Genomic DNA, 24,701 nt, shown 5'->3' with positions numbered 1-24,701 from the left:
GATTTAATTTTTAAGCGTTAGATTTTAAGCGTTCAAATACTTTGAATTCCGTTGGTTTATTCCAGCCTTTTTGGAGCTCGATCACTACGGTTTGAATTCTGGCATATTGAAATGTTTTTCTGGGAAGTGCTGTCAAGGATTTTATTCCGAAATCGTGCAGAAAGCGAAGACGAACATCAGAATCAGAAAGTGTAAACCAGGGCATTAATGCAATTACATTATCTGATATCGACATACATTCCTGCAGCAGTTTGTAGCCAAACTTCATCCCTTTTTCGGTTTTGAATTCTTCCGGGGCGTTATCCAAAAAAGCTGATTTTGTTGAAAATGGCGGGTTCATCACAATAGAATCCCAATTCATTTTTAAAATAATGTTTCTGGTCACAAAATAATCTGGTGGAGAAATAACAGTGAACCCTTTTTTAATCAAAGCATTTACAAGGTTTCCGGTACCTGGAGTAGGTTCTAAAATTGCATCAGCATTGGTAGGTACCAGACTGGCCATATAATCACACACTTCTGGTGGTGTTTGAAAATTTGTATCTATTACGATTTCTTTCATTTTTTAAGCGTTAGATTTTTTGATAATTTTTTCTTCAGTCCTAGTATTCGCATACAGCCCAAGTGCAAAAGCTTCATTTTTTCTTTTTCGTTCCATTGGACTGGTTTGCTTATCTGTGTGGGGGATTTAATTTGTTTCAGAAAAGCACGGTGGATAGGACCTTCATTAGATTCAGCAACCAAAAGACCAGCGCGAGCGGGAATAACTTCTAGCGCAATTTCTTTGAGGTTTTCCGGCACGCAGAAATACAGATATTTAATCATTGGATGATCGTGTCCGTGCAATTTTTCGGAATCTTTCAAAAGATCGGCCTTAGAAATTTTTATTTCAACCTCGGTGGCGTATCCAGATTTTGAAAGAATCAAAACATCGCATTCGTGAAGTGGCCCAATTCCTTCCTTCCACCTGCTTATTCCCCAATGAACATTTGGAACGATAATATTTTGCCTAACACCGAAGTGCTGCATTGTCAAGTATTCAAGATTTGTGCAGGTGAATTTCATTTTTTAAGCGTTAGATTTTTGCGTTCACTTGCTATCAAATTTTCCAATCCAGTGACAATGGTTTCATTTAGGTTGGCTTGGCAATAGCGGTATAGCTCGTCAAACTGGATTTCCTTTTTCAGGAAGCGGCGCACGGCCATTCTTGCTTTTTCGTAGTCGGTTCTGGCGCGGCTGTTGGTTCCGGGTTTTATGCTTCGCAGGCCGTATTTTTCCAAGCGCTCTGCCTTTATTTTAATTTTCCGTTTTCCGTGGGCCTCTTGGTTTGCTTTTCGTTTCGCCTTTCGGGTGGCTTTTTTCCGTTCGTTGGCGTTCCATTGTTTTTCTAGGTACCAGAATCCCATTTCCTTGGCATCTCGGCGGGCGGTGTCTAGATAATCGTTGATGTACAGAAAATCCCAATTTCGTTTTTTGCCCCACCTTTCGGCGCAGTCCACCATCCAGATCCATTTATGGAATTCGTCCAGCATCGCCGTTTTGGTAAAATATTTACCGGTGAACGTGATCATCTTTTTATCAAACAGTTCCTCAAAGGCATTGAAGAATGCGCCTGCAGCACTTTGGTTTCCAAGTTTTAAGCGACTGATGTACTTCATAAATTCCTGAAACAAAAGCATTCTGAAAAATTGCTGGCTCATAGTCCCGTTCTGGGCTTCCTTTTCCAGAATACGGCCATCGATGGGGATGTGCTGCGTGTGGTGGTCTGCTTCCAGTTCCTTGCAAAGTTGCCATTGGTCCCTAATCTGGGCCGTCAGTTTATCGCTTTCCGTGGGTTTTCGATGAACGGCATTTTTTTCGGGCGAAAAATCCGCGCCCCGGTTTGCCTGTTCCTGCGGGTTGGTTACGCTTCCGGTGGTCTTGTTGTTGTTCTTGTAAGTGGTCTGGTAAGTGTTCTTGTGTGGAAGGTCTGGCGCGGATGCGCCAATCCTAATCTCAGGGGAAGGCGAAGCATCCCCTTTATTTTCATGATTATTTAATACTGTTCCTGTAACAAGACCACTATATCCTGCTTTGCAGGTTTTACTTTTCGTAACAATTTGTTTTGCAGTATTTTGTGATTTTGCGGGATCGTGGTCTTTTACCTCCAGAATTTCGGGCGAAAACTCCACAGAAAACCCAACATTGGGACCGTGGTTTTTGTAATTTACTAAAATACCTGCCTCCACCAGGGCGTGTACGTGGCGCAGGATGGCTTCGTTTTTGAAACGGCATTGTGGCACTCCTTCCACTTTATAGCGCCGTAGGCTCTCGCTGTTGGTGCGCAGGCGTGGCAATATTCCTGTAGTACTTACGCCGGCATTCATCTTTCTGGCATTGTTATCGCGAACCTGGGCGGCGAAGAAAATAACCAGATGGTTGAAGGTGGCCAGCTCATTCTTTAACGTTGGCCATTCACGCATTAGGAAATTGGTACTGTGATTACGATTGAATTTCAGCATCGCGCTATTGTATGTTTCCGGATCTGCTGTGCGCAATCCTTCTGCAGCGATAAATTCTTTGTGCAGCACGCGCTGTTTTATGGTATGTTTTTGGTCCTTGGCCGCCTTGCGCAGGTGCTGGTTGATCTTTATGATGCTGGAGCTCTTTTCCTTCTGCGCCTTGTTGAACTCGTTGGCAGCGCGCATTGCATTCTGGATGGTGGCGTTAATGGCTTCTTTGTCCAGATAGGCATACCGATACACCTTGGGGGATTTTTGCTGAGGAGTTGCAAAATTCTGGTGTATCAGCGAGCCTATTTGGGAGGGGGAGTTAGTGAATGGGGTCATAATGATATTTTATTTGAACATGAAACCGTCATTTTGTGTTGGTTCTCGGAGTTTCCAAAGCGGGTTACGCTATGTATATTTATTTTATTTTTGGAGTCAATTTCAAGCTGCATATATCGTGCGCACCCAGACCGGAAGATGCACCGGTGATTGTTGCATCTGGAAATATCATTTGCTATTACATTCTTAGTTTCCTGCATCTAATCTTTAAAATAGCGCCACGCGCTTTTGGTTTTTGAAATTGTACACCTGCTCTATCAAATATTTGTATTCTTTGATATTGCTTTTCTTTTCCATGATATTTGGCGCTTCAGAAACTTTATTCTTTAATACTTCAAAATCACAGATTCCGGCTTCTTTGAGTTCCATCACCGCACCGATGAGATAGCGATCATTTGAAAAAACATATCTTCCGAAAATTTCTGTGGTAAGGTTCACGAGCTCCGTTGCCTTATCTAAAAATTTTACTTCAAATTCACCATTCCTGAAGGCTTCCATAGAATTGCTGCCCTTTGCTTTTGGATTTCCATACATCAAAAGATCAATGGATGCAGAGTAGATGATTTTATATTTCCTAAGAAAATCCAATAAGGTTACATAATCCTCTATGCCAAGTCGGACGTAACATTCCAAGAAATCACTGTTTTTCCATTTATCGCTTCGTGAATTAAGTGAAGCTATTTTTTTAAGATCCAGTTGCTCACATTCCACGTAATGCACTGGAAGTTCTAGGCGTTTCGTAGCCTCAAAGCGGTGTTGGCCATCCACAATTTTCAGATTATTATCTTTTCTGAAGACAATAACCGGGCAATAGGGTAAGAGGTTGAGCCCCTTAGAAATATCTGCCATAAGGTTTTCTACCTTTTTTTCATTAATGATCCTATTTCCAAGAATTGTTGAAAACTTCTCGTATTCTTTAGTTACTGTGATTTTAGGTGGATTCATAATTCTTCTAATTCGTTATTTTTAAGCGTTACAAATGCAGGCCGGGGTAGAGGTATGTCTCCCCGGCGGCATCTGGTTAAAGTGAAAGTCTGTTGCTTTCGCTTCCGGTATTTTAAACGGCTAGCAGTTTTATGAGAATCTGTTTTTAACCTTTAACCTTTAATCTTTCTGCCGTCCGTTATATTTATTTTTCGTGCATCAATTGGCTTATCAACATCTCTTCATTTCCGGGGCGAAATTGCTCGCCCAGCTTTTCGCAAACCTTGTCGTACACCGTTTTTTTGGTTCGTTTTGGTTTGTCCTTTTTATTTATGGTTGCGGCACCCATTTTCAGAAACGCTGCGCGCTCTTCCTCGGCCATTGCGAGGAAAGCGGGAAACAGTGCTTCTGCGGTTAGGTGTGCCATTTTTTTTTATCCTTGGTACTTGCGGCTGAAATCCGCTAGCGTGTTATACGTTTTTATTGTTTTCCAATACTCAAAAAATCCAAATCGCTTGCGCACCTGCAGCTTGAACTTCTTGCCGCTGGGGATCAATCTGTTGTTTTCGGTTTCTACTGGCGTTTTCATTGGTTCAAATATTTAAAATGTGGGCGTTGTTAAAAAGGACGTTTCCGTGAGCTTGCTTATGTGGGTTGAATACTTGACTGTACGGAGTTTCGCCGCTTCATAGAATGGAAGCATATCAATTTCTTCCATTCGTGTTTTGATGCGGTGGATTTCATTAATAATGCTTGCCGTTTTTTCCTGACTAATGGGTTCTTTTTCTAATGCCAGAAATGCCGAAAGCCGAAATTGCTGATTGTCCAGACTTTTGTATTCCTCTACTAGGTTTCCTGTTTTCGTTTCGTTTATTTGGTCTTGGATCGTCATGATTGAGAAATTTTAACCGCTTGCTTTTTAGGCACGCTTAATTTGTATGAATCTGAAAACAAGATTTTCCCTATTTTGACACCGCAGCATTTACAGGAAAATCCTGTAAAATGTTCTGAAATTGGCTCTTCCATATCATCTGGATCGATCTCATTGTCTTTTTCTATTAAATATCCACAGGCAGGACATTCAAATTCAATATTCACGGTGAGTTTTGGTTTGAGATTATACAACTCAAAGTGTTTGGAAGAAAGATTTTCCAATCTCTTGTTGCGCTCTAAAATTATCTTGACGTGCTCCGGATTGTTGAAATCCACCTTTTCACCGTTTATGGTATCAAATGGTCTTTTCATAACTCAATTGATTAAACCTTCCTTTCCCGCCTTGATCATCAATGCGGTTTTAGTCTGCACACCCGTTTTTTCAAATAGGCTGCGTTTGTGCTGGTTTAGGGTAGTGGTGGTAATGCCGAGCTCCAGCGCCACGACATCATCTTTGTGATCATCGGCAAACATATCTATCATAATTACCTCGCGGGGTTTTAATGCTTGGCCGTTGATGCGCAGAACTTTGTGCTTGAAACGCAAAGAAATGCAGTCCCTTCGGTGCCTGTAGTTTTCTGGCTGGCTAAGGATGCCATCCACAATATCTGGCGTGCCGTCCAGACTTCCATAGCAGAAATAAATATAAAGTTCCACCATCCTTTGATAGGAAAGCCGTGCGGGTGTGCCATCTGCAGCGGTAATGTTCTGGAGTATTTTTTTTGCTTCGTGATCTGCTTCAAAGGCTTCAATGACGGCGATGGCGTTTTTACCTTTTAGTTCATTGAATGTGTGCGTTTTTCCATTTTGCAGGAAGCGCACCTCCATAGTTTCGTGGATTCCAAAGAATTCGATATTGCTATCCGTTTTTTGAATTCCCGCAATAAGGTGTTGCGGATGTTGGTTTTCTGTTGTACATTTGTTGTGCATAAGTATTGATTTAAGCGTTAGTAGTTTGTGCATTAGCCTGGAGTTCGCGCTCCGGGCTATTTTTTTGTGGGTTATACAGCCCTATTGCGCTGTAGGCTAACAACAATAGGGCGATACCCATCCCAATAATGGTTAGCACAATTGATATCCTGTCCAGGATGATTGACTTTTTTAATATTTTTTCTAGGTTAGCCATTGGTAAGTTCTTTTGCGGCTTCGATAGCGGCCTCACGGCGTTGTTTTTTTTCTTCCAGCTGCTTGGTCCTTTCCTCAAATAATTCCCAAATGGCATCTTCAACCTCAGTATTGCTGTGGTTGCCGTTGAGTACGCCAGAAAGATATCCGGAAGTAAAGGGCTTGCCTCTATAGGAAAGGATTCGTTTTTCAAAAAGCCTATCGGCTATTTGAAGGAGGAAACCGGGACCAAGGATTTCCTTAATGGTTTCTGCTTGCGATTTTTTTATCATAGACAACTATTATTGCGCCTACCAAAAACAAACAGTATATTTGTTTTAGTAAACTTTTAGTTTTATTTCAATTGATAAGGCAAATATCAAATTAAAATCTGAATAAATCAAATTTTAGTCTATAAAATCGATTTAAAATTTGAAATATAATTTTATAGTGTTGTAAATGAGCATAATAGAAAGGATTAATGTGATTCGTAAAAATGAAGGGCTAAACAAGAGCCAATTTGAACGAATGATCAATAAATCAACAGGTTACCTAAATATGCTAGAAAAGAAGGGAGCAACACCTTCTGTAGACATTCTTCTTGAGATATTAAAAAACTTTCCAGATTATAATTTGAATTGGATTTTATTAGGCAAGGGCGAAATGATGAAATTTTCTGCAGAAAAATCTGAATCAATCGAAAGTGTAAATGAAGAAAAATCTGAATACTTAAGTAAAGATGATTATTTGGCTTTTTTAAAGCAGAAACTCGAAGATAAAGAAATGATCATCAAGCTGCAAAATGAAAAAATAATGAAAATTGAAAAAGATAAAAGTAAACGCGATGCTGGATGAAGATAGTATGGCGTAGGAAAATATGAAAAATAAGCAACATGGGATTTTTTGATTTTTTATTTGGGAAAAAAAAGATTGCTAAGAGCAACCAAAATTCTTATTCCCAAAAACAACAATCCGCATCTGAAATGATGGCCGAAGCTATGGCTGGCGGGGTCAACTTTAAATCCCACAACGATTATTCCGGTTATACGGAAAAATCTGAAACTGAGAAGGCAATAAACACATTGCGCGGTATTTTAAAAGGGATAGACATTGATAATGAAGTAAACCAAGAAGAACTCCAAGAATTGTTCAACTGGTGCAGTATCAATAAACACTTGTCACGGCGAGAACCAATTAAAGATTTTTGCATAAATATTCAATCGGTGAGAAATAGAGGAGACACGAATGAACTAATAAAAGATCTTTCTTGGGCTGTTGAAAATTATTCCGACGATAATCCCTATTACAAGGATTTTACCGTAGATATTCAAATACTTCAAGGTATTTGCCACGGAATATTGGCAGATGGAAAAATAAATAATGAGGAAGTTTTAGGATTGCAAAAGTGGCTAGACAACAATTCGCAATTGGAAGACTACTATCCTTATTATGAATTGCGTGAAATTATTTATGAAGTGCTTAGAGATGGTGTTATTGATGAAAATGAAAAATTAATTCTAAAAGCGCATTTTAAACAATTTTCAAATATTGCAATAAAAGAAAATATTGATTCTCTTAATAAAGAAATATCGGGAATAAAGATAAAAGGATATTGTGCATTAAATCCACAAATTTATATTGACGGTCGCAAGTTTTGTGCTACTGGTGATTTTTCCCGTAAAAGTAAAGAGGAATTTTATTCAATAATTGATGATTTAGGCGGAGTTACAGCCAACCACATGACCAACACCACGAATTATTTAATAGTTGGCGGAAAGGGTAGTGCTGCTTGGTGTTTTTCATGTTATGGCCGAAAGGTTGAAAGGGCCATTTCAATGAGAAATAGAGGTTTTGATATTCAAATTGTAACAGAAGAAGATATTTGGAATTTTATTGACAATCAAAAAGCAATAAATTAATCTACAAACCACCCTGTAAAATTTAAGAAAATGCATTTTTCAGGTTATTTAATAAATTACAACTAACAGTTAATCAAATTATTAGGAGTTTATCCAAGAATTGATGCAGTACTTAAAATCCTGTGACCATCTGGTCGTGCGGGTTCAAGTCCCGCCTCGAGTACAGAATCCCCGATGTTTCATACATTGGGGATTTGTTTTTTGTAGAAATGGCAAGTGTCTATATTTTATATTCAAAATCTGCGGATATTTTTTACACGGGAAGTTGTGCTGATCTTTCTGTCCGTGTCCGGCAACATCTCGATAAGGTTCATACGGGTTCATTTACCAGCAGGGCCTCGGACTGGATTTTGTTTTATTCTATTGAAAATTTGGACCGTCAACAGGCGAGAAAAATTGAGCTTCACATTAAGGCAATGAAGAGCCGTACTTATATTGAAAACCTTAGAAAATATCCCGAAATGGTCTGCCGCTTGGTCGAAAGGTTTGGTGCGGGTTCATCCCGATAGCTATCGGGACCCGCCTCGAGTACTCAAAAGTCTCTTCTTTATTGGAGAGGCTTTTTTATTTGTAATAAACGGTTGTACACAAAATTTACAACCATATTCCCCAACGGAAAATATATTGCAAAAAATAGCGTCATACACAACGCAAACGTATACGGTCCAAACCATTGCACGAGAATATTGTCCGGAAACACATAGGAGGTTTCTAGCGCATATCCACTGAATTCCAAAAGACCCATTGCTAACAATCCGTAACAATATTGATTAAAAAAAGAATGACCGCGCAATAAAATTGAAATGGGAATCATGTAAAGACCATAGCAAGTTATGATTTGCCACCAATGTTGAAATTTAGCAATTTCGAGCGATTGGCCAATTGTATTCATAATAACACCAGCGCCTAAGTATGTAAAAATATAGACAGCATAGAGGACTCCCTCAATTTCTCGAAATTTAGCGGTAATGTATTTTTTCAAAATTTACGTTTTCCCGAATTTATTAAAATTACAGAACGCTTTAAATTGTAAGCATAAAAAAAGTCCCTTTTAATTTAAAAGGGACCTTTTATTTTAAGTTTTTGGAAACTGATTATTTGTTGTCAGCGTCGTTTACTTCTTCCTGTACTTCATCAGCAGCGTTCTCGATTGCATCGCCAGTTTCTTCGGCAGCATTCTCAACAGCGTCAGCTGCATCATCCATTGCATCTTCCATATCGTCAGCTACATTTTCTGAAGTTTCATCAACTTTCACTTCAGTAGTTTCTCTGCAAGAGTAGATAGAAGCAACTAAAGAAAGAGCGGCAAATGATAAAAATAGTTTTTTCATTGTTGAAATAGATTAGTGATTAATAGTGCGCAAAAGTAATTAATTTTTTTAATCAGCAATTTTTTTCAGATAAATATTTCCAATACCTTTTTGGAACATGTTTTATGTGGAGTTTCATGTTTTTTCGCGAAGCTATATTAGTGCTTTTGAAATAGTTACCCCATAATTCCTGAAACTGGAATTCTTCAAAAGAGAAATATAAATTTTCGCTGCTTTTTAGGTTTACATCATTAGAAAGATCCATTTCTACCATTTCTATTTTTTCCAAATCATAATAAACGCCATAATTTCTTTTTACATCATAAATTATCCATTTTTGGTCCGCATATCTTTTCTTAAAATGGTCTGCGTTTAAAGGCAGAACATTAAAATCTGGTTCAATGGTGGCAAAATAAATTCCATCACGCGTCAATCGGAAACGCACAAAGGCATCCATTCTGTGTTTTTCTCTGTCAATTTTTTTTACAATTTTTTCAATTTCCAAAACATATGTATTTGAAAAATCCTTTTCAATATTTTTTTCGGCAACCATAGCCAGTCTCACATATTCCAATATTGTGTTTTCCATATACGGCAATTCGCTCAAGTATGTTTTATAGATTTTTCTTTTAGCGGATGCAGATATTTTTTTTGACAAACCCTTCCATACACGGTTGGCTTTTTTTGAATCGGTTACTACGATTTCTGATTTATCGAAAAAATTTTCAGTTGAAATTTTCTTATTTTCAATGGAAACCAGTTTTAATTTCTGTTCATAAATATGGAAAATCGTCGTGAGCAAACCTTCAAAACTCCCGTCATATTTTATAATTGTTTTCATACGGGGAGTGCATTTATATTGTCAAATAAATTTAATTGCGAACTGTGAAGTTTGCTGAACTTACTGGAGGATTGCTGAAGAATAAGCGATTTAAGCTGGGCGGAGGTTCTGTCTTTTGTCTCATAATTTTTGGAATCGCAGATTAAAAAATATTTAGCTCTATTTAGGGAAACCCCAATAGCTTTTAAATTTTCCCAATTCAATTTTCGAAATTTTCTCGCATTCATTATTTTATGGACAGATTTTACGCCAAGGCCTGGAATTCGTAACAACATCCGCATATCGGCTCTGTTGATATCAACAGGAAATTGATCGAGATTTCGTAATGCCCAACTCAATTTTGGATCAATATCCGAATCTAAATTTGGATGTTCCCTATTCAATAATTCTCGAACATCAAAACCATAAAAGCGCATCAACCAATCGGTTTGATATAATCTGTTTTCCCGAAGCAACGGAACATCAGTACCAATAGATGGCAACCTATGATCATAACTAATGGGAATATAACCGGAATAATAAACCCTTTTTAGATTGAAATTTTTATAAAAATGTGCAGAAGTGTACATAATTTCCGCATCCGTTTCACCGGTCGCGCCCACAATCATTTGGGTGCTTTGCCCCGCCGGAGCATATAGCGGTACTTTCTTCAGCAGTTTTTTTTCACTTTTATATTGAATGATTTCATTTTTGACCTTTTCCATCGGTTTTATGAAATCTTTTCTATCCTTGTCCGGAGCCAATAATTTTAAGCCTTTTTCCGTTGGGATTTCAATATTTACCGACAATCTATCAGCATAAAGTCCTGCTTCCCGCATCAATTCATCACTCGCCCCCGGTATGGATTTTAGGTGAATATATCCATTGAAGTTTTCTTCCTCCCGAAGTTTTTTTGCAACAGCTATCAATCTTTCCATTGTATAATCGGCATTTTTAAAAATACCACTGCTTAAAAAAAGACCTTCAATATAATTTCTTCTATAAAAATTTATGGTTAAATCCACCACCTCCTGCACTTTGAAGGCCGCGCGTTTAATATCGTTGCTCTTTCGGGTAACGCAATAGGCACAATCAAAAATGCAATGATTTGTGAGCAAAATTTTTAAAAGGGAAACACATCGTCCATCCTCGGTGTAAGTATGGCAGATTCCCATACCACTGCTGTCGCCCAAACCTTTATTTTTATTTGATCTTTTACTTCCGCTCGATGAGCAGGAAACGTCATATTTTGCCGCATCGGCGAGAATATTCAATTTTTCTTTAATTCTTTCGAAATCCATAGCAATTTGGAATTTCCCAAAATTAAGGAAATATTCCAAGCTAATGGGATTTATTCCAAAATTAATTCGGATTTATTCCAAAAAAAATTATATTTGTTTTATGGAAACAGAATTATCAATTGAAGCTAGACGTTTCAAAAAAATTCGGGAAGAGCTTCGTCATACACAACAATCTTTTGCTGAAATTCTTGAAATAGGAAGCACAACTGCGGATATAGAAAGGGGAAAAACGAAGATTACTGGTAAGACGGTAGCTTTATTGCTGAAGCAATTCAACATAAATCCGCTGTGGCTTTTTGGTGAAAGTTTTGAAAAATATGTGGATGCATTTCGTGGTGATGTAAGCCCCAAAATGATTACCGTTGATAAAACTGGAACGGAAAATATTCTTTTGGTAAATCAAAAAGCGGCCGCTGGATATCCACACAATATTCAAGATGTAGATTGGTATCAATCCTTACCGGCATTTAATATTCCTTTACCCGAATATAGAAATGCATCTTACCGGGGATTTCAAGTTGAAGGGGACAGTATGTTGCCAAATATTAGGCCAAATGAATGGGTTCTGGGAAAGGCAGTGCCTAATGTTACCGAAGCAAATGATGGTAAAATATATATAGTGGTGTTAAAGGATTCGGTATTGGTGAAAAAATTACAGAAAGTTCCCAATAACAATCAAAATATCAGGCTCATTTCATTAAACGAAAGTTATTTGCCCATTGATGTAAAAATAAAGGATATCCAGGAATTATGGATGGTCAATAGCAAATTGAGTTTTGGGATTGATGAACCATCAGAAAGTATTTTGTTGCGCCAACTTCAGCAATCAATGGAAGATTTAAAAGGGCAGATACACAATCTGGGCAATAAAAAAAACGATTCCTAGGAATCGCTTTTTCTTTTTTTAAAAGGAAAATTAATCTTTGTCCTTTTCCTTGATTTTCATATTTCCGTCATCGTCGGTTTTAATTTTAACCTTTTCGTCTTCGGTTTCCATTTTTATTTTGTCGCCATCTTCGCTCACATCAATATCGGCGCCTTTATCCTGCATTTCTTGAACCGTCTCTTCTGCTTCGGTCATCTCTTTTTTATCTCGGCAAGAAGATAGTGATACGGCAAAAATACCTGCGAATACTGCAATAAGTGCTACTTTTTTCATATTTGGGTTGTTTAAAAATTATTAAAGTTTATACATCATCAGTTCCACCGGTACCGGTGTTTTCCTGAATTTCATTAACTCCCTCTTGAATGGTGTTTTCCACAGGATCCGTGGCATCATCATCAGTCATATCCTTTACTTCATCCTCGGCATCATCCAAGGCATCGTTCACATCATCAACCACATCTTGTGCATCATCTGCTTTATTGGTATCACGGCAGGAAACAAAGGTCGTTGCGAAGGTAAATACGAGCGCGAGGCTTAAAATTGCTTTTTTCATAATTAATTATTTAGGTTATAGTTTAATTTTAGTTATCGTCGCCAATGTTATCAATTTCCTCGTTAATTTCTTTATTCACTTCATTGTCCACCTTTTTGGCGGTTCTTTCCAAAATGCCTTCTCTCTCTGGAGTTTCATCTGTAGTTTCTACGCGAACCTCACGTATTACTTCAGTGGTTTCGGTTTCTTTTTTATCGCGGCAAGAAGTGATGGATATTGCTGCAACTGCGATGGATAAAACAAAAATTCGTTTCATAAGTAAAATATTGGTTATGTTTATTTTTTTAACAAATCTACTTTTTTTGAAAAGCGACTTCTATTAAATTTTTACTAAAAGTATAAAATTAATTAAGACCGCATTTGTTTTTATCTAAAAATGAATTGGTAACGCTCTAAAAATCGATGCTTTGCATGTATTGCATAATTGAAGCGGTGGCACCGGTATTTTGATTTACGAAATGGCCGGAAATCATCCCCGTTTTCTTTCTGAAAGAATCATCATTTACCAATTTCTCAAGAATTCTCGTGCATTCTGAAGCACTTTCAACGGCAAACAATCCAGCCAAATTTTGAAGCTTTTTGGCCTCGGGGAATTTTTCAAAATTTTTCCCAATAAGTATAGGAACTCCGAATGTTGCGGGCTCCAAAATATTATGAAGTCCGGTATTTCCCGCCGCGCCGCCCACATACGCTATATCCGCATAACTATAAATTTTCGTAAGCAGACCAATGGTATCAATTATTAAAACTTTTGATTGGCTTAAATCCGTATCTTTTTCTGAAAAAAGTGAAGTTTCCGATTTTATTTTTTTCCGAAGATTTTCAATTTTTTCCGTGTCAATTTTATGAGGCGCAATGATGAATTTCACATTTTTTGGGGCAATGTTTATATATTCCAAAAGCAGATTTTCATCCTCTGGCCACGTGCTGCCGCAAACAATGCACATGTTTTTTCCTTTAAAATTTTCGACGAAAGGAAGGGAATTATCCATTTCAATCTGCCGCGAGACCCTGTCAAAGCGTGTATCGCCGCTCACGCTCACATTTGTGAAATTTTTACTTTGAAGTAGTTTTTCAGAAATTTCATTCTGAACAAAAATATGTTCGAAAGTGTGTAGCGCCTTCAGCATAAAACCGCCATAATTTTTGAAAAAGATTTGGTTCTCACGGAAAAGTCCGGAAATTAATAAAGTGGGAATACGCTTTTTTTCAAGTTCAAAAAGATAATTGGGCCAGATTTCATACTTCACAAAAAATGCAATGGATGGTTTTGCAAGCGCAATAAATTTTTTGGCATTTTTTTTTGTATCCAAAGGCAAATACACTACAACGTCTGCCACAGGAGTATTTTTTTTGTTCTCAAAACCGGAAGGAGAAAAGAAAGATACCAAAACCTTATAATTGGGTTTCCACTTTTTAAGAGCTTCCATTATGGGAAGTCCCTGCTCAAACTCCCCCAAGGATGCACAATGAAACCAAACGATTTTATCTTCAGCTGAAAGGGATTTTTCAAGAATTTCGAAAACATCTTTTCTGCCGTTCACAAAGAGCTTCATTTTTTTGTTGAACAAAGCCAAGCCTTTCAAAAAAAATGAAGACAGGTAAATTAATAAATCATATACGCCACGCATAGGCGGTAAAAATACCAAATTGTAAGCATTCATTTTTAATCTGATGTCGTTCAAACAAATTAAGAGGAATGAAATGCCTATTTACTTCCCATCGTACGGGCAAACAAATATCATTTTCGTATTTTTGGCGTGCTTATTTTATCCCAATAAAAAGAATGAAAAAAATACAAATGGTTGATCTTAAAGGTCAATACGAAGCAATAAAAAGCCAAGTGGACAGCTCAATACAGGAGGTTATTGATACTACAACATTCATTAATGGTCCGGAGGTTCACGAGTTTCAAAAAGAATTGGAAATATATCTTGGCGTTAAGAATGTAATTCCGTGCGCAAATGGAACGGATGCCCTTCAGATTGCGATGATGGGTCTTGATTTAAAACCGGGAGATGAGGTTATTACGGCAGATTTTACGTTCGCAGCTACAGTTGAGGTTATTGCACTGTTGCAGCTAACGCCCGTTTTGGTGGATGTAGACCCCGTAAATTTCAATATCGATATTGATGCCATAAAAAAGGCAATTACCCCACGAACCAAGGCAATTGTGCCGGTGCATCTTTTTGGACTTTCTGCAAACATGGACGCCATAATGAAGATTGCCGAAGAACATAATCTTTATGTCATTGAGGATAACGCACAGGCAATCGGGGCGAATTATATTTCAAAAGATGGTTCCAAAAAGAAAACAGGTACTATGGGCCACGTAGCATCCACTTCTTTTTTTCCTTCCAAAAATTTAGGATGTTATGGTGATGGCGGCGCCATTTTTACAAATGATGATGCCCTTGCCCACACCATCCGTGGGATTGTGAATCACGGAATGTATGAGCGTTACCACCACGATGTAGTTGGCGTAAATTCACGATTGGATTCCATTCAGGCTGCTGTTTTACGTGCAAAGTTGCCACATTTGGATTCGTATAATGAAGCGCGAAGAAATGCCGCACGCAAGTATAGCAAAGCGTTCGCAGATATGGAAGCTGTGGTTATTCCGAAAGGAGTTTGTGATACAAATAATTCAATATGTGATGTATGCGACTGCCATGTGTTTCATCAATACACTTTACGAATTTTAAACGGAAAGCGGGACGCCTTGGTAAAACACCTCAATGAAAATGGAATACCTTGCGGCGTATATTATCCCATTCCGCTTCATTTGCAAAAAGCGTATCGCGATGAGCGTTATAATGAAGCAGATTTTGAAGTGACAAACCAATTGGTAAAAGAAGTTATTTCCCTGCCCATGCATACCGAACTGGATGAAGAGCAGATTGATTTCATCACAAAAACGGTAATTAATTTCGTATCTAAATAATGTAGTGATGAAAGAAAAGATTCTGGTAACAGGCGGATTGGGATATATTGGCTCACACACAGTTGTAGAGCTTCAAAATTCTGGATATGAAGTCATTATTGTGGATAATCTTTCAAATTCAACATTGAATGTGCTTGAAAGAATTACAAATATTACCAAACAATCCCCGCAATTTGAAAGATTGGAACTTCGGAACAAATCACACGTTGCAGATTTTTTCAAAAGAAATAAAGGCATAGCGGGAATCATCCATTTTGCCGCAAGTAAGGCAGTGGGTGAGAGTGTTGAAAACCCACTTTTGTATTATGAGAATAATATAAATACGCTCATTTATTTACTTCAGGAATGCAATGCGCTTGGGATTGAAAATTTCATTTTCAGCTCTTCCTGCACGGTTTATGGCGAACCGGATTCTTTGCCTATTACCGAAAATGCCCCTGTTAAATCGGCTACCTCACCCTATGGAAATACAAAGCAGATAAGTGAGGAAATTTTAAAGGATACGTGTTTAGTTTCACCATTGAAAACCATTGCGCTGCGGTATTTTAACCCAATTGGAGCGCACGAAAGTGCTGAAATTGGTGAGCTACCTGCCGGTGTACCCCAAAATTTGGTTCCCTTTATAACCCAAACCGCTGCTGGCGTACGCGAGCAGTTATCGGTTTTTGGGGACGATTATCCCACGGATGATGGTAGCTGCATACGTGATTACATCCACGTAGTGGATCTTGCAAAAGCGCATGTTGTTGCGTTGGAAAGACTTCTCTCAAAAAGGAATGAAGCCAATTTTGAAATATTCAATCTCGGTACGGGCCGCGGGAGTTCTGTTCTGGAAGTCATAAATTCTTTTGAAAAAACCACAGGCCAAAAATTGAATTATAAAATAGTGGACAGGCGTCCAGGCGATGTTACCGCTGTATATGCGGATACGCAAAAAGCAAATGCATCGCTAGGTTGGAAAGCCGAAAAATCAATGGAAGATGCATTGGATTCTGCTTGGAGATGGGAGCAAAAAGTGCGGGGATTTTAATTAGAATAATGAAAGTCAAGTGTTTAAATTTGGAATTAACCCAGTTTTAACGCTTATAATTTGTAATTGGATAGTAGCATTCGTTTCTTTGCAATTCATAAAAAATCAGAGAAAATATAAGTTATGGGTTTAGTTTCAGTGAAACGAAAAACAAAGAAAGAAAAAAGGTATACCGAACAAATGGGAATGTTCACTACAAATGTGACATACGTGAAAAAAACATTTATGAAGATTCCATTTAAAACAGTACACAAATACCGCGAAACCTATTATGGGAAAATGAAGGATTGTGTGGATTGTATTATTACCGCATAACCTCAAAAAAATATGTAATTAAAAACCCCGAAAGATTGATTTCTTTCGGGGTTTTTATATGATTTATTATTTTATCTCTAGATGAACTCTTATCTTACAAAAGATAAATTAAGAGACTAGATAATGATTGGACTTTGGCAAATTTTTCTTCTAGTACTTGCAGCTCTAATAATTTATATTTTTTACAGAATATTGAAAAAAATTATAAAGTGATACTCTTAAAAATAATTGAGATTCTAATGCACCGCTTTTTCCGTCTCTACGGAGCCATCGATCTTTTTTACCAATCCCTGTAATACGTTTCCGGGACCCACTTCTATAAATCTTGTGGCGCCATCCTTTATCATATTCTGCACGCTTTGAGTCCATTTTACGGGTGCAGTAAGTTGAAATATCAAGTTTTTCTTGATTTCAGCCGGGTCTGTTACCGCAAATGTTGAAACGTTTTGGTAGATAGGACATTTCGGATTTTTAAATTCCGTAGCTTCAATGGCTTTTGCCAATTCCTCCCGCGCGGGTTCCATTAACGGACTGTGGAATGCGCCACCAACGGGCAGAAGCAAGGCGCGTCTGGCACCTGCTTTTTTCAATTCCTCGCAGGCCAGTTCAACCGCTTTTACGTCTCCGGAAATAACAAGTTGGCCGGGGCAATTGTAATTTGCCGCTACTACGGTTCCTTCCACATCAGCGCAAATGGCTTCTACCAAACTATCCTCCAGCCCAAGCACTGCCGCCATGGTGGATGGTTCAAGTTCGCAGGCTTGCTGCATAGCCAAGGCGCGTTTGGATACTAATTGCAGACCATCAGCAAAATCCAAAGTATCATTGGCCACTAATGCAGAAATCTCTCCCAGTGAATGCCCCGCAACCATATCTGGCTTAAATTTATCGCCCATCATTTTTGCCAATATTGTTGAGTGCAAAAAAATAGCGGGCTGCGTTATTTTAGTTTCCTTTAATTCTTCGGCGGAGCCTTCAAACATTGTTTTTGCAATGTCAAAGCCCAAAATTTCATTGGCTTGCTGAAATAGTTGTTTGCCTTTGTCTGAGAATTCATATAGATCCTTGCCCATCCCGCTAAACTGGGCTCCCTGTCCGGGAAAAATGTATGCTTTCATAAATGTAATTTTGTTTTAGATGGAATTATTTCCGCACCCAAGTTTCATAGGTAAAACTGTATTTGTGTTTTTCATCTTTGGGATGTGCGACGCTTTCGATCAGCTTCCAATTTTCACGTGAAAATTCAGGAAAAAAAGTATCGGCCCCAAAAGTGCCGTGAACCCGTGTGAGCTCGATTTTTTCGGCGTACGTTAAGGCCATTTCGTAAATTTCGCCTCCACCAATAATGAAGGGTTGGTCATCATCTGCCTTGGCAATTGCAATCGCTTCCTCCACGGAATGTACTACCACGGCACCTTCCTTTTCATACTTATTATTTCTTGTAATGACCAAATGGGTCCTATTAGGCAACGGTTTGGGGAAGGTCTCAAAAGTCTTTCTTCCCATTATGATATAATGACCCGTAGTAAGCTCTTTAAATCGCTTGAAATCATCAGGCAAGTGCCAAAGCAAATCGTTATCCTTTCCCAGTTCATTATTTTCGCCCGCAGCGGCAATCATTGTAATCATTGTACGTCTGGAGGTAATGGGTTATTTATTTCATTGGACCTATTGGCGGGTCTATTGGTGGGCAGTTGCAGTTCATTATCCACATTTCTTTGTAGTTCCGCAATTCTTTCGGCCTGCTTTGCTTTCAACTTTTCCAGCTGCCTGTCTTCCCATTCTTTCCCCATAAATTTATTCATGATAAATACATTGAATAAATGAATAAGGAAAAAGAAAGTCCAAATTAAAATGGCCCAGACAAACCAGCCCTTGAATAAAAATTCCTCCCCATAGCCTAAAATGGGGTTTATAACAATTAATAATACGGAGCCTACCAGAAAAATGATGAAGTGCCGCATGAGGGCCTTTTTCTGTTTTATGCGTTTGCGGGCATATTCATACTGCTCACGTTGTTCCGCATCAATTCTTTCCTTTTTATTGGTTTTTGAAAACATGGTTGGTTAATTTTAACAGCTCTGGAATTACCCGTGTAATTTTGAGTATGGTAAAAATACCGAATTTTAATTTTAATGGCTCTTCACTTATGGAAGATTTAAGAAAACTCTTTCCCGCACTCGGCAAATGTATCTATGTAAATACGGCGTCAAACGGACTCATCCCAAAACCGGTGGTGGAATGGAGGCGCGAACACGACCTACAATTGATGCACAACGCAAGTGAATTCAGGGATGGGCACAAGCAGCATTTGGACCAAATAAAGGGAACAATTAGTAGGTTCTTTGGCGCAAAAGCTTCCCAGTTGGCGCTCATCCCTAATTTTTCCTTTGGAATGAATTGTATTCTGGAAGGATTGAAAAAGGGACAGAAAATCCTGCTCCTTAAAGATGATTATCCTTCCATCAGCTGGCCAGTGGGCACACGCGATTTCAATATTTGTTTTGCTGAAATAAATGGAAATTTGGAACAGAACATTGAACGCGCCGTCCAAGAGCATAAGCCGGACGTGTTCATTTTCAGTATCGTGCAATGGCTCAACGGCGTGAAGATTGATTTTAGGTTTTTGGAACAATTGAAAAGTTACCACCCCAATTTACTGCTGGTGGCAGATGGAACCCAATATTTGGGAAGCGAAAAATTCAATTTTTCTGAAAGTGTGATTGATGTGCTTGCAAGCAGCGGGTACAAATGGCTTACCGCTGGTTACGGCAACGGTTTTTTATTGGTCAAGGAAGAAGCAAGGGAGCGGATTGTACCAAAAACAATAGGCTTTAATAGCGCGGAAACTTTTGATAGCGTTGCCGAGGATACCAGGTTTATGAAGCATTTTGAACCCGGGCACCAAGACACGCTCAACTACGGAAGTTTGGAGCAATCGCTCCTTTTTTCTGAAAAAATAGGGGTTGAAGGAATTTATAACCAAGTGGAATTTCTTTCAAATAAAGCTAAAAATGAATTTGAAAAATTAGGGCTGCTCTCTTCAGAAATATTGAATCGGAAAAACCATAGTTCCATTTACAATTTAAAAGGGGACGAGCAACTTTTTCAAAAATTAAAGGATGAAAATATTATTTGTTCATTTCGTGGTGGCGGGATTCGCGTAAGTTTTCATTATTACAATACCGAAGCAGATATTGATGAACTTGTTTCCATTCTTCAAAAAGAGTTGAGATAGTTAATTGACTTTATTCTCAAATTGAGCAATGTCACCTATCGCTGTTATTTTTTTCTGAAAACGTAATTTTTGTAATGCGAATTATCATCGGTAAAATAGGTCTCGATGGTAAGGTTGGCCTGCTGTGCCAGCCATTGCACGGTGGCATCGTCATATTTTTGGGAAATTTCGGTGTGGATGGTTTCCCATTCGTCGAAAGTTACCGTTAGGTTTATTTTTTCAACCGTTACGCTCATGGCCTCGGTTGCCACCAAAAAGCTTTTGGCCGTACCGGTTTCGGGATTGTAAGTTTCCCAATGAATAAATTTTTCGGGTTGAAAATTTCCGCCCAGCTCCTTGTTAATCCGCATCAACACATTTTTATTGAAAGCTTCCGTAATTCCGCTGCTATCGTTGTAGGCATCCAGAATGGTCTGCGGATTCTTCTTTTGGTCAAAACCCATAAATAGCAAATCATCCCCGCGCATACCATCCTTCAACTTTGACAAGAATTCAATTGCTTTGTGGTGCTCCAAGTTTCCGATGTTGCTTCCCAGCACCATAATCACTTTTTTGCGCTTATCGTACCCCTTTAAGCGTTCCAATACCTCAAAATATTCACCAACTTCAGCATCAACATTAAGGGCGGGCATTTCCTTCGCCAAATTGTTTGCCAGCAGTTCCACGGCATTTTCACTTATATCTATAGGCTTGTAAACAAAATTGAAATTGTTTCCAGCCATATATTTCAGTAAAACTTTTGTTTTTTTTCCATCTCCGGCACCCAGCTCTATCATGTCCATTCCGTTTTCCCTATCACGAAAGAGTTCGCCTATCGCTTCGGTATTGTTTGAAATGATATCGTATTCGGCATTGGTAAGGTAATATTCCGGCAAGGCCATAATATCCTGAAATAATTTGTCTCCAATTTTATCATAAAAGAATTTGGAGCTCAAATATTTAGGGCTATTGGTAAGGCCCTCAAAAACTTCTTTTTTGAAAGCTGTACTCAGTTGGGGTTTGGTGTTTGTAGACATAGGTTGAAGTGTAAAAACTATTTTGCCAGGCGTAAACCGGTAAATTGCCAGCGTAGGTTGGTGGCGAAAAAATTGCGGTAAGTGTGCCGCGTGTGTTTGTTTGGCGTGGCCACGGAGCCACCGCGCAGCACCTTTTGGTTTACCATAAATTTGCCATTGTACTCACCGAGGGCACCGGGCAATTTTGTGTAGCCGGGGTAGGGTAAGTAGGCACTTTCAGTCCATTCCCACCTAGTTCCCCATTCAAAATTGTGTTGCGCTGCCTCCCATTCAAATTCGGTGGGGAGACGGCAACCCTTCCACTGGGCATAGGCAAAGGCCTCAAAATAGGAAATATGCGAAAGCGGAGCTTCCATTTCTATCTTTTGCAATCCCTGAAAGGTGTATTGGTGCCATTGGCCGTCAATAGTATGCCAGTACATGGGTGATTCAATATTATGTTGCTTTACCCAATCCCAGCCTTCTGCGTGCCACAGGTTGAAATCCTTATAGCCGCCGGCATTAATAAATTCCAGATATTCTGAATTGGTAACCAGCTTGTTTGAAATTTTATATTCCTGAAGAAATACTTTGTGGCGGCCCAATTCATTATCATAACAGAAATCCTCTTTTTCGGCGTGGCCAATTTCGTAGATACCTTCTTCCATTTCAATCCATTCACCATCAAATTCTTGAATGGGATTTTCATTGAAGTTATCACCGTATTTTGGAAGTAGGGGATTGTTGCCCAAGATGTATTTAATATCCGTAACCAGCAATTCTTGATGTTGTTTTTCATGATGAATGCCGATAGTCAAAATATCTTCGATTTCTTTTGAAATATCAGTATTTAAAAATTCCCGAAGCTCATTGGTTACATAGTGTCTGTAGTCATAAACCTTGGCAACGCCGGGTCGGGATAAGTTACCGCGATCATTACGTACCACCCGCTTACCCACATTTTCATAATAACTGTTGAAAACGAAGGCGAAGTCCTCGTGAAACAATTGATAGCCTGGTTTATGGGGTTTTAAAATGAATTCCTCAAAAAACCAAGTGGTGTGCCCCAAATGCCATTTGGGTGGCGAAACGTCCACTATGGGTTGTACCACATAATCTTCTATTTCAAGGGGTTTACAGATTTTTTCGGTATGTTCTCGGGTTTCCAGAAAAAAGGAAACCAGATTTTGGGTCTCAATCATAAAAAAAAGTGTCGTCATTTTATTGAAGACACTTTAAAGATAGATATTCTATTTTTTAAAGGTGTTTAGGGAATGTTAAAGGCGTTACTGTATTTCAATCCACTTTTGATACAATTCGGTTTATTTCTATTGATGGTATATTACTGCTATACGGTGCCTTTGGCGTGCTATACGGTGCAGTATTTATCCGATACGGTGCTTTATTTATGCTATACGGTACAGTATTTATCCGATACGGTAACTAATTTTTGCGATACGGTGCCTTAGGCGTGCTATACGGTAACTAATTTTTGCGATACGGTGCAGTATTTATCCGATACGCTAGCTAATTTTTGCGATACGGTGTAGTATTTATCCGATACGAGAGCTAATTTTTGCGATACGGTGCTATATTTCTTCTATATGGTTCAATTTACTCGCAATAAGGTAATGTTCTCTTGTATTCTGGCGGGTGACTTCAGCGATATGATGGTTTGTATCGGCGAAATTTTTTCTTAATTCTATAATATGATGCTTCATTTTTGCCATATGATTCTTCATAATAAAAAACCATAATCTTTCAAAAATGTTAAATAGGGTCTTTTCATTTTTCATTTTAGAAAAATAATAGATTTCCAGAAAGTATAATGGATGCTGTGGGTTTTTCCCATTAAAAATTAAAGGGAACAGTGTACGAAATAGCGCGGGGTTTGCCGCCCATCATACCTGGCTTCGCCATTTTTGGGATGGCGGAAATGTTTCGTTTTGCCTCTTCCTGCAATTCCTTTGTGCCGCCGGTCACTTTTTTAACCTCGACCATTCCTTTTTCATTGATGATGAATTCAACGATCACCTTTACATCGCCATTTTTTTTATAGCCGGCTGGGAATTTAAAGTTTTTTGAGATGTGGGTGGCCAATTGCGTATTGAAGCAGTTGTCCCGTTGTGCGGCGCTCCCATTTTCACAGCCCGGCCAGATGGGGCCTATTTCTTTTAAGGTTACGGTATTTTTATCTACGGTTCCCCATTCTTGGGCAAAAGTAGTTGCGGAGATAAGAATGCAAGCGATAATGAACAGTTTTTTCATATACATATTTTAAGATTAAATGGCTACGGCACCTTTAATGTGCGGGTGCGGATTGTAGTCCACGAGCGTAAAATCATCAAAAGTGAAACCAAATATATCTTTTACATTTGGATTAAGCAACATTTTGGGCAACGGTCGCGGTTCTCTGGAAAGTTGAAGGGCAACCTGTTCGTAATGGTTGCTGTAAATATGGGCATCGCCAAAGGTGTGTACAAAATCCCCAGCCTCATAACCACATACCTGCGCCACCATCATGGTGAGCAGGGCATAGCTGGCGATATTAAAGGGAACGCCCAAAAAGCTGTCTGCACTGCGCTGGTACAACTGGCAGGAAAGTTTGCCGTCCGCCACATAGAACTGAAAAAAAGCATGGCAAGGTGGGAGCGCAGCCTTTCCATTTGCCACATTTTCGGCGAAGGGCCTTGATGTATCCGGCATTACGCTGGGGTTCCAGGCGCTAACCAACATTCTTCGGCTATCTGGATTTTTTTTTATGGTTTCAATTATTGCTGCAATCTGGTCAATTTCCTCACTGTTCCAGTTGCGCCATTGGTGGCCATATACCGGGCCAAGATTTCCATTTTCATCTGCCCATTCATTCCAGATTCGTACCCCATTTTCCTGTAGATATTGAATATTGGTATCGCCTTTCAAAAACCACAGCAACTCGTGGATAATGGATTTTAAATGAAGTTTTTTTGTGGTCACCATTGGGAAGCCTTCGCTTAAATCAAACCGCATCTGGTAACCAAAAACACTTTTGGTGCCAGTGCCGGTACGGTCGTGTTTCTCGGTTCCGGTTTCTAGAATATGTTTTAAGAGGTCGTGATATTGCTTCATTTTTCAAAAGAATAGTTGAACGGTCTAAAATAATAATAGCTATGGCCTTGGTCAAATTATTTACGCTTTGCTTTTTAAGAAGTTATTAACCATTCCAAAATTTTAGTATATTTATTTATTCAACTTGCCGTAATGTTTAAATCGTATACAACCTCTATTGGAATTTTGGAATGTTATCCCAATTATTGCATAGCAAGGGTCTCCGTGCCATTGGTTACAAAGGAAGGTGCCAAGGAATTACTTCAATGTAGCTATAAACATTTTGGCAATAAAAGATATGTGCTCATTTCAGACAGAAAAGATATTTATAAAGTGGATTCCCAAGCCTATAAATTTGTGAACCCACGGAAAATTGTGGGAATTGCGCTGGTTTCTGAAAACGAAAAGGTTAAATCTGACGCGCTGGAAAAACAGAAACTATTTGACGGTGCCTTTGGTTTTTTTGAAAATATGGAAGATGCCATAGACTGGGCAAAAACGGTAGTGAAATAAG

The 24,701-nt window shown here is 38.7% G+C and carries 36 protein-coding genes; 9 read left to right on the top strand and 27 right to left on the bottom strand.

Going from position 1 to position 24,701, the window contains the following annotated elements; translation table 11 throughout:
* Positions 1 to 10: 10 nt before the first annotated feature.
* The 11 genes from KIV10_RS05460 to KIV10_RS05410 form a co-directional block, all read right to left on the bottom strand.
* Positions 11 to 562 (bottom strand): DNA methyltransferase family protein, encoded by a 552-nt coding sequence (locus tag KIV10_RS05460; RefSeq protein WP_214112474.1) that lies wholly within the window; start codon positions 560 to 562, stop codon positions 11 to 13.
* Positions 559 to 1,065: a hypothetical protein gene (locus KIV10_RS05455; RefSeq protein WP_214112473.1), complete on the bottom strand. Its 507-nt coding sequence runs from the start codon at positions 1,063 to 1,065 to the stop codon at positions 559 to 561. Before KIV10_RS05455 ends, KIV10_RS05460 begins: the two co-directional genes overlap by 4 nt.
* Positions 1,062 to 2,828, bottom strand: coding sequence for a hypothetical protein (locus KIV10_RS05450; RefSeq protein ID WP_214112472.1), 1,767 nt, complete (start codon positions 2,826 to 2,828; stop codon positions 1,062 to 1,064). Before KIV10_RS05450 ends, KIV10_RS05455 begins: the two co-directional genes overlap by 4 nt.
* 207 nt (positions 2,829 to 3,035) lie before the next feature.
* A complete protein-coding gene (locus KIV10_RS05445) occupies positions 3,036 to 3,773 on the bottom strand; it encodes a ParB/RepB/Spo0J family partition protein (protein WP_214112471.1) in 738 nt (245 codons plus the stop codon).
* 184 nt (positions 3,774 to 3,957) lie between these two features.
* Positions 3,958 to 4,179 (bottom strand): hypothetical protein, encoded by a 222-nt coding sequence (locus KIV10_RS05440; protein ID WP_214112470.1) that lies wholly within the window; start codon positions 4,177 to 4,179, stop codon positions 3,958 to 3,960.
* A gap of 6 nt (positions 4,180 to 4,185) precedes the next feature.
* Entirely contained in the window at positions 4,186 to 4,341 is a 156-nt protein-coding gene (locus KIV10_RS05435; RefSeq protein WP_214112469.1) for a hypothetical protein, read from the bottom strand.
* A 12-nt stretch (positions 4,342 to 4,353) separates the two neighbouring features.
* The gene (locus tag KIV10_RS05430) at positions 4,354 to 4,644 is read right to left on the bottom strand and encodes a hypothetical protein (RefSeq protein WP_214112468.1); all 291 of its coding nucleotides are present in this window, start codon (positions 4,642 to 4,644) and stop codon (positions 4,354 to 4,356) included.
* Positions 4,641 to 4,997 carry a hypothetical protein gene (locus KIV10_RS05425; RefSeq protein WP_214112467.1) on the bottom strand — a complete coding sequence of 119 codons (357 nt, stop codon included), beginning with the start codon at positions 4,995 to 4,997 and terminating at the stop codon, positions 4,641 to 4,643. Before KIV10_RS05425 ends, KIV10_RS05430 begins: the two co-directional genes overlap by 4 nt.
* 3 nt (positions 4,998 to 5,000) lie before the next feature.
* Positions 5,001 to 5,648 carry a helix-turn-helix transcriptional regulator gene (locus tag KIV10_RS05420; protein WP_214112466.1) on the bottom strand — a complete coding sequence of 216 codons (648 nt, stop codon included), beginning with the start codon at positions 5,646 to 5,648 and terminating at the stop codon, positions 5,001 to 5,003.
* Entirely contained in the window at positions 5,626 to 5,811 is a 186-nt protein-coding gene (locus tag KIV10_RS05415) for a hypothetical protein (protein WP_214112465.1), read from the bottom strand. The genes KIV10_RS05420 and KIV10_RS05415 overlap by 23 nt, the downstream gene beginning before the upstream one ends.
* On the bottom strand, positions 5,804 to 6,082 hold the full coding sequence (locus tag KIV10_RS05410) for a hypothetical protein (RefSeq protein WP_214112464.1): 279 nt from the start codon (positions 6,080 to 6,082) through the stop codon (positions 5,804 to 5,806). The genes KIV10_RS05415 and KIV10_RS05410 overlap by 8 nt, the downstream gene beginning before the upstream one ends.
* Positions 6,083 to 6,248: 166 nt before the next feature.
* Here KIV10_RS05410 and KIV10_RS05405 point away from each other — a divergent pair, with 166 nt between their 5' ends.
* From KIV10_RS05405 to KIV10_RS05395, 3 genes are all read left to right on the top strand, one after another.
* Positions 6,249 to 6,644: a helix-turn-helix domain-containing protein gene (locus tag KIV10_RS05405; protein WP_214112463.1), complete on the top strand. Its 396-nt coding sequence runs from the start codon at positions 6,249 to 6,251 to the stop codon at positions 6,642 to 6,644.
* 38 nt (positions 6,645 to 6,682) lie between these two features.
* Positions 6,683 to 7,708: a BRCT domain-containing protein gene (locus KIV10_RS05400; protein ID WP_214112462.1), complete on the top strand. Its 1,026-nt coding sequence runs from the start codon at positions 6,683 to 6,685 to the stop codon at positions 7,706 to 7,708.
* A 209-nt stretch (positions 7,709 to 7,917) separates the two neighbouring features.
* Complete coding sequence (locus KIV10_RS05395; RefSeq protein WP_214112461.1) at positions 7,918 to 8,217, top strand: GIY-YIG nuclease family protein; 300 nt, start codon at positions 7,918 to 7,920, stop codon at positions 8,215 to 8,217.
* 38 nt (positions 8,218 to 8,255) lie between these two features.
* Here the strand turns inward: KIV10_RS05395 and KIV10_RS05390 are convergent, their stop codons facing one another.
* The 4 genes from KIV10_RS05390 to KIV10_RS05375 form a co-directional block, all read right to left on the bottom strand.
* Complete coding sequence (locus tag KIV10_RS05390) at positions 8,256 to 8,690, bottom strand: hypothetical protein (RefSeq protein WP_214112460.1); 435 nt, start codon at positions 8,688 to 8,690, stop codon at positions 8,256 to 8,258.
* Positions 8,691 to 8,802: 112 nt separating this feature from the next.
* Positions 8,803 to 8,964 (bottom strand): hypothetical protein, encoded by a 162-nt coding sequence (locus KIV10_RS05385; protein ID WP_246516201.1) that lies wholly within the window; start codon positions 8,962 to 8,964, stop codon positions 8,803 to 8,805.
* A gap of 127 nt (positions 8,965 to 9,091) precedes the next feature.
* Positions 9,092 to 9,859 carry a TIGR03915 family putative DNA repair protein gene (locus KIV10_RS05380; protein ID WP_214112458.1) on the bottom strand — a complete coding sequence of 256 codons (768 nt, stop codon included), beginning with the start codon at positions 9,857 to 9,859 and terminating at the stop codon, positions 9,092 to 9,094.
* On the bottom strand, positions 9,856 to 11,139 hold the full coding sequence (locus tag KIV10_RS05375) for a putative DNA modification/repair radical SAM protein (RefSeq protein WP_214112457.1): 1,284 nt from the start codon (positions 11,137 to 11,139) through the stop codon (positions 9,856 to 9,858). Before KIV10_RS05375 ends, KIV10_RS05380 begins: the two co-directional genes overlap by 4 nt.
* A gap of 100 nt (positions 11,140 to 11,239) precedes the next feature.
* On the opposite strand from KIV10_RS05375, the gene KIV10_RS05370 reads away from it, so the two are divergent.
* The gene (locus KIV10_RS05370; protein WP_214112456.1) at positions 11,240 to 12,025 is read left to right on the top strand and encodes an XRE family transcriptional regulator; all 786 of its coding nucleotides are present in this window, start codon (positions 11,240 to 11,242) and stop codon (positions 12,023 to 12,025) included.
* A 30-nt stretch (positions 12,026 to 12,055) separates the two neighbouring features.
* On the opposite strand, the gene KIV10_RS05365 is transcribed toward KIV10_RS05370, so the two are convergent.
* The 4 genes from KIV10_RS05365 to KIV10_RS05350 form a co-directional block, all read right to left on the bottom strand.
* Positions 12,056 to 12,298 carry a hypothetical protein gene (locus KIV10_RS05365; protein WP_214112455.1) on the bottom strand — a complete coding sequence of 81 codons (243 nt, stop codon included), beginning with the start codon at positions 12,296 to 12,298 and terminating at the stop codon, positions 12,056 to 12,058.
* Between the two features lie 28 nt (positions 12,299 to 12,326).
* Positions 12,327 to 12,578: a hypothetical protein gene (locus tag KIV10_RS05360; RefSeq protein WP_214112454.1), complete on the bottom strand. Its 252-nt coding sequence runs from the start codon at positions 12,576 to 12,578 to the stop codon at positions 12,327 to 12,329.
* 28 nt (positions 12,579 to 12,606) lie between these two features.
* Positions 12,607 to 12,834, bottom strand: a complete 228-nt coding sequence (locus tag KIV10_RS05355) for a hypothetical protein (protein ID WP_214112453.1) — start codon at positions 12,832 to 12,834, stop codon at positions 12,607 to 12,609.
* 136 nt (positions 12,835 to 12,970) lie between these two features.
* A complete protein-coding gene (locus tag KIV10_RS05350; RefSeq protein WP_317194705.1) occupies positions 12,971 to 14,242 on the bottom strand; it encodes a 3-deoxy-D-manno-octulosonic acid transferase in 1,272 nt (423 codons plus the stop codon).
* 122 nt (positions 14,243 to 14,364) lie between these two features.
* Between KIV10_RS05350 and KIV10_RS05345 the strand changes: the two genes are divergently transcribed.
* The 3 genes from KIV10_RS05345 to KIV10_RS05335 all read left to right on the top strand — a co-directional run bounded on the left by KIV10_RS05345 (position 14,365) and on the right by KIV10_RS05335 (position 16,867).
* Entirely contained in the window at positions 14,365 to 15,522 is a 1,158-nt protein-coding gene (locus KIV10_RS05345; protein WP_214112452.1) for a DegT/DnrJ/EryC1/StrS family aminotransferase, read from the top strand.
* 7 nt (positions 15,523 to 15,529) lie between these two features.
* Complete coding sequence (galE, locus tag KIV10_RS05340) at positions 15,530 to 16,552, top strand: UDP-glucose 4-epimerase GalE (RefSeq protein ID WP_214112451.1); 1,023 nt, start codon at positions 15,530 to 15,532, stop codon at positions 16,550 to 16,552.
* A gap of 123 nt (positions 16,553 to 16,675) precedes the next feature.
* Positions 16,676 to 16,867 carry a hypothetical protein gene (locus KIV10_RS05335; protein ID WP_214112450.1) on the top strand — a complete coding sequence of 64 codons (192 nt, stop codon included), beginning with the start codon at positions 16,676 to 16,678 and terminating at the stop codon, positions 16,865 to 16,867.
* A gap of 236 nt (positions 16,868 to 17,103) precedes the next feature.
* Here KIV10_RS05335 and fabD read toward each other — a convergent pair whose 3' ends face one another.
* The 3 genes from fabD to KIV10_RS05320 are packed head-to-tail and all read right to left on the bottom strand — an operon-like array spanning position 17,104 to position 18,927.
* Positions 17,104 to 17,985 carry an ACP S-malonyltransferase gene (gene fabD, locus KIV10_RS05330; RefSeq protein WP_214112449.1) on the bottom strand — a complete coding sequence of 294 codons (882 nt, stop codon included), beginning with the start codon at positions 17,983 to 17,985 and terminating at the stop codon, positions 17,104 to 17,106.
* A gap of 25 nt (positions 17,986 to 18,010) precedes the next feature.
* Positions 18,011 to 18,496 (bottom strand): dihydrofolate reductase, encoded by a 486-nt coding sequence (locus tag KIV10_RS05325; protein WP_214112448.1) that lies wholly within the window; start codon positions 18,494 to 18,496, stop codon positions 18,011 to 18,013.
* The gene (locus KIV10_RS05320; RefSeq protein WP_214112447.1) at positions 18,493 to 18,927 is read right to left on the bottom strand and encodes a 2TM domain-containing protein; all 435 of its coding nucleotides are present in this window, start codon (positions 18,925 to 18,927) and stop codon (positions 18,493 to 18,495) included. The genes KIV10_RS05325 and KIV10_RS05320 overlap by 4 nt, the downstream gene beginning before the upstream one ends.
* 89 nt (positions 18,928 to 19,016) lie before the next feature.
* On the opposite strand from KIV10_RS05320, the gene KIV10_RS05315 reads away from it, so the two are divergent.
* Complete coding sequence (locus KIV10_RS05315) at positions 19,017 to 20,105, top strand: aminotransferase class V-fold PLP-dependent enzyme (protein ID WP_246516200.1); 1,089 nt, start codon at positions 19,017 to 19,019, stop codon at positions 20,103 to 20,105.
* 44 nt (positions 20,106 to 20,149) lie between these two features.
* Here the strand turns inward: KIV10_RS05315 and KIV10_RS05310 are convergent, their stop codons facing one another.
* The 5 genes from KIV10_RS05310 to KIV10_RS05290 form a co-directional block, all read right to left on the bottom strand.
* Entirely contained in the window at positions 20,150 to 21,121 is a 972-nt protein-coding gene (locus KIV10_RS05310) for an L-histidine N(alpha)-methyltransferase (protein ID WP_214112446.1), read from the bottom strand.
* Positions 21,122 to 21,138: 17 nt separating this feature from the next.
* Positions 21,139 to 22,302 (bottom strand): ergothioneine biosynthesis protein EgtB, encoded by a 1,164-nt coding sequence (egtB, locus tag KIV10_RS05305; RefSeq protein ID WP_214112763.1) that lies wholly within the window; start codon positions 22,300 to 22,302, stop codon positions 21,139 to 21,141.
* Positions 22,303 to 22,689: 387 nt separating this feature from the next.
* The gene (locus KIV10_RS05300) at positions 22,690 to 22,896 is read right to left on the bottom strand and encodes a hypothetical protein (protein ID WP_214112445.1); all 207 of its coding nucleotides are present in this window, start codon (positions 22,894 to 22,896) and stop codon (positions 22,690 to 22,692) included.
* A gap of 55 nt (positions 22,897 to 22,951) precedes the next feature.
* Positions 22,952 to 23,368 carry an energy transducer TonB gene (locus KIV10_RS05295; RefSeq protein ID WP_214112444.1) on the bottom strand — a complete coding sequence of 139 codons (417 nt, stop codon included), beginning with the start codon at positions 23,366 to 23,368 and terminating at the stop codon, positions 22,952 to 22,954.
* A 15-nt stretch (positions 23,369 to 23,383) separates the two neighbouring features.
* Positions 23,384 to 24,208, bottom strand: a complete 825-nt coding sequence (locus KIV10_RS05290; RefSeq protein WP_214112443.1) for a thymidylate synthase — start codon at positions 24,206 to 24,208, stop codon at positions 23,384 to 23,386.
* A 132-nt stretch (positions 24,209 to 24,340) separates the two neighbouring features.
* Here KIV10_RS05290 and KIV10_RS05285 point away from each other — a divergent pair, with 132 nt between their 5' ends.
* A complete protein-coding gene (locus KIV10_RS05285) occupies positions 24,341 to 24,700 on the top strand; it encodes a hypothetical protein (protein WP_214112442.1) in 360 nt (119 codons plus the stop codon).
* The last annotated feature ends 1 nt before the right edge of the window (position 24,701 follow it).

The sequence above is a fragment of the Aequorivita echinoideorum genome, from assembly GCF_018476645.1.
GTDB lineage: Bacteria > Bacteroidota > Bacteroidia > Flavobacteriales > Flavobacteriaceae > Aequorivita > Aequorivita echinoideorum.
The sequence above is the reverse complement of the archived record's forward strand: the minus strand, read 5'-3'. Positions and strand labels throughout refer to the sequence as shown.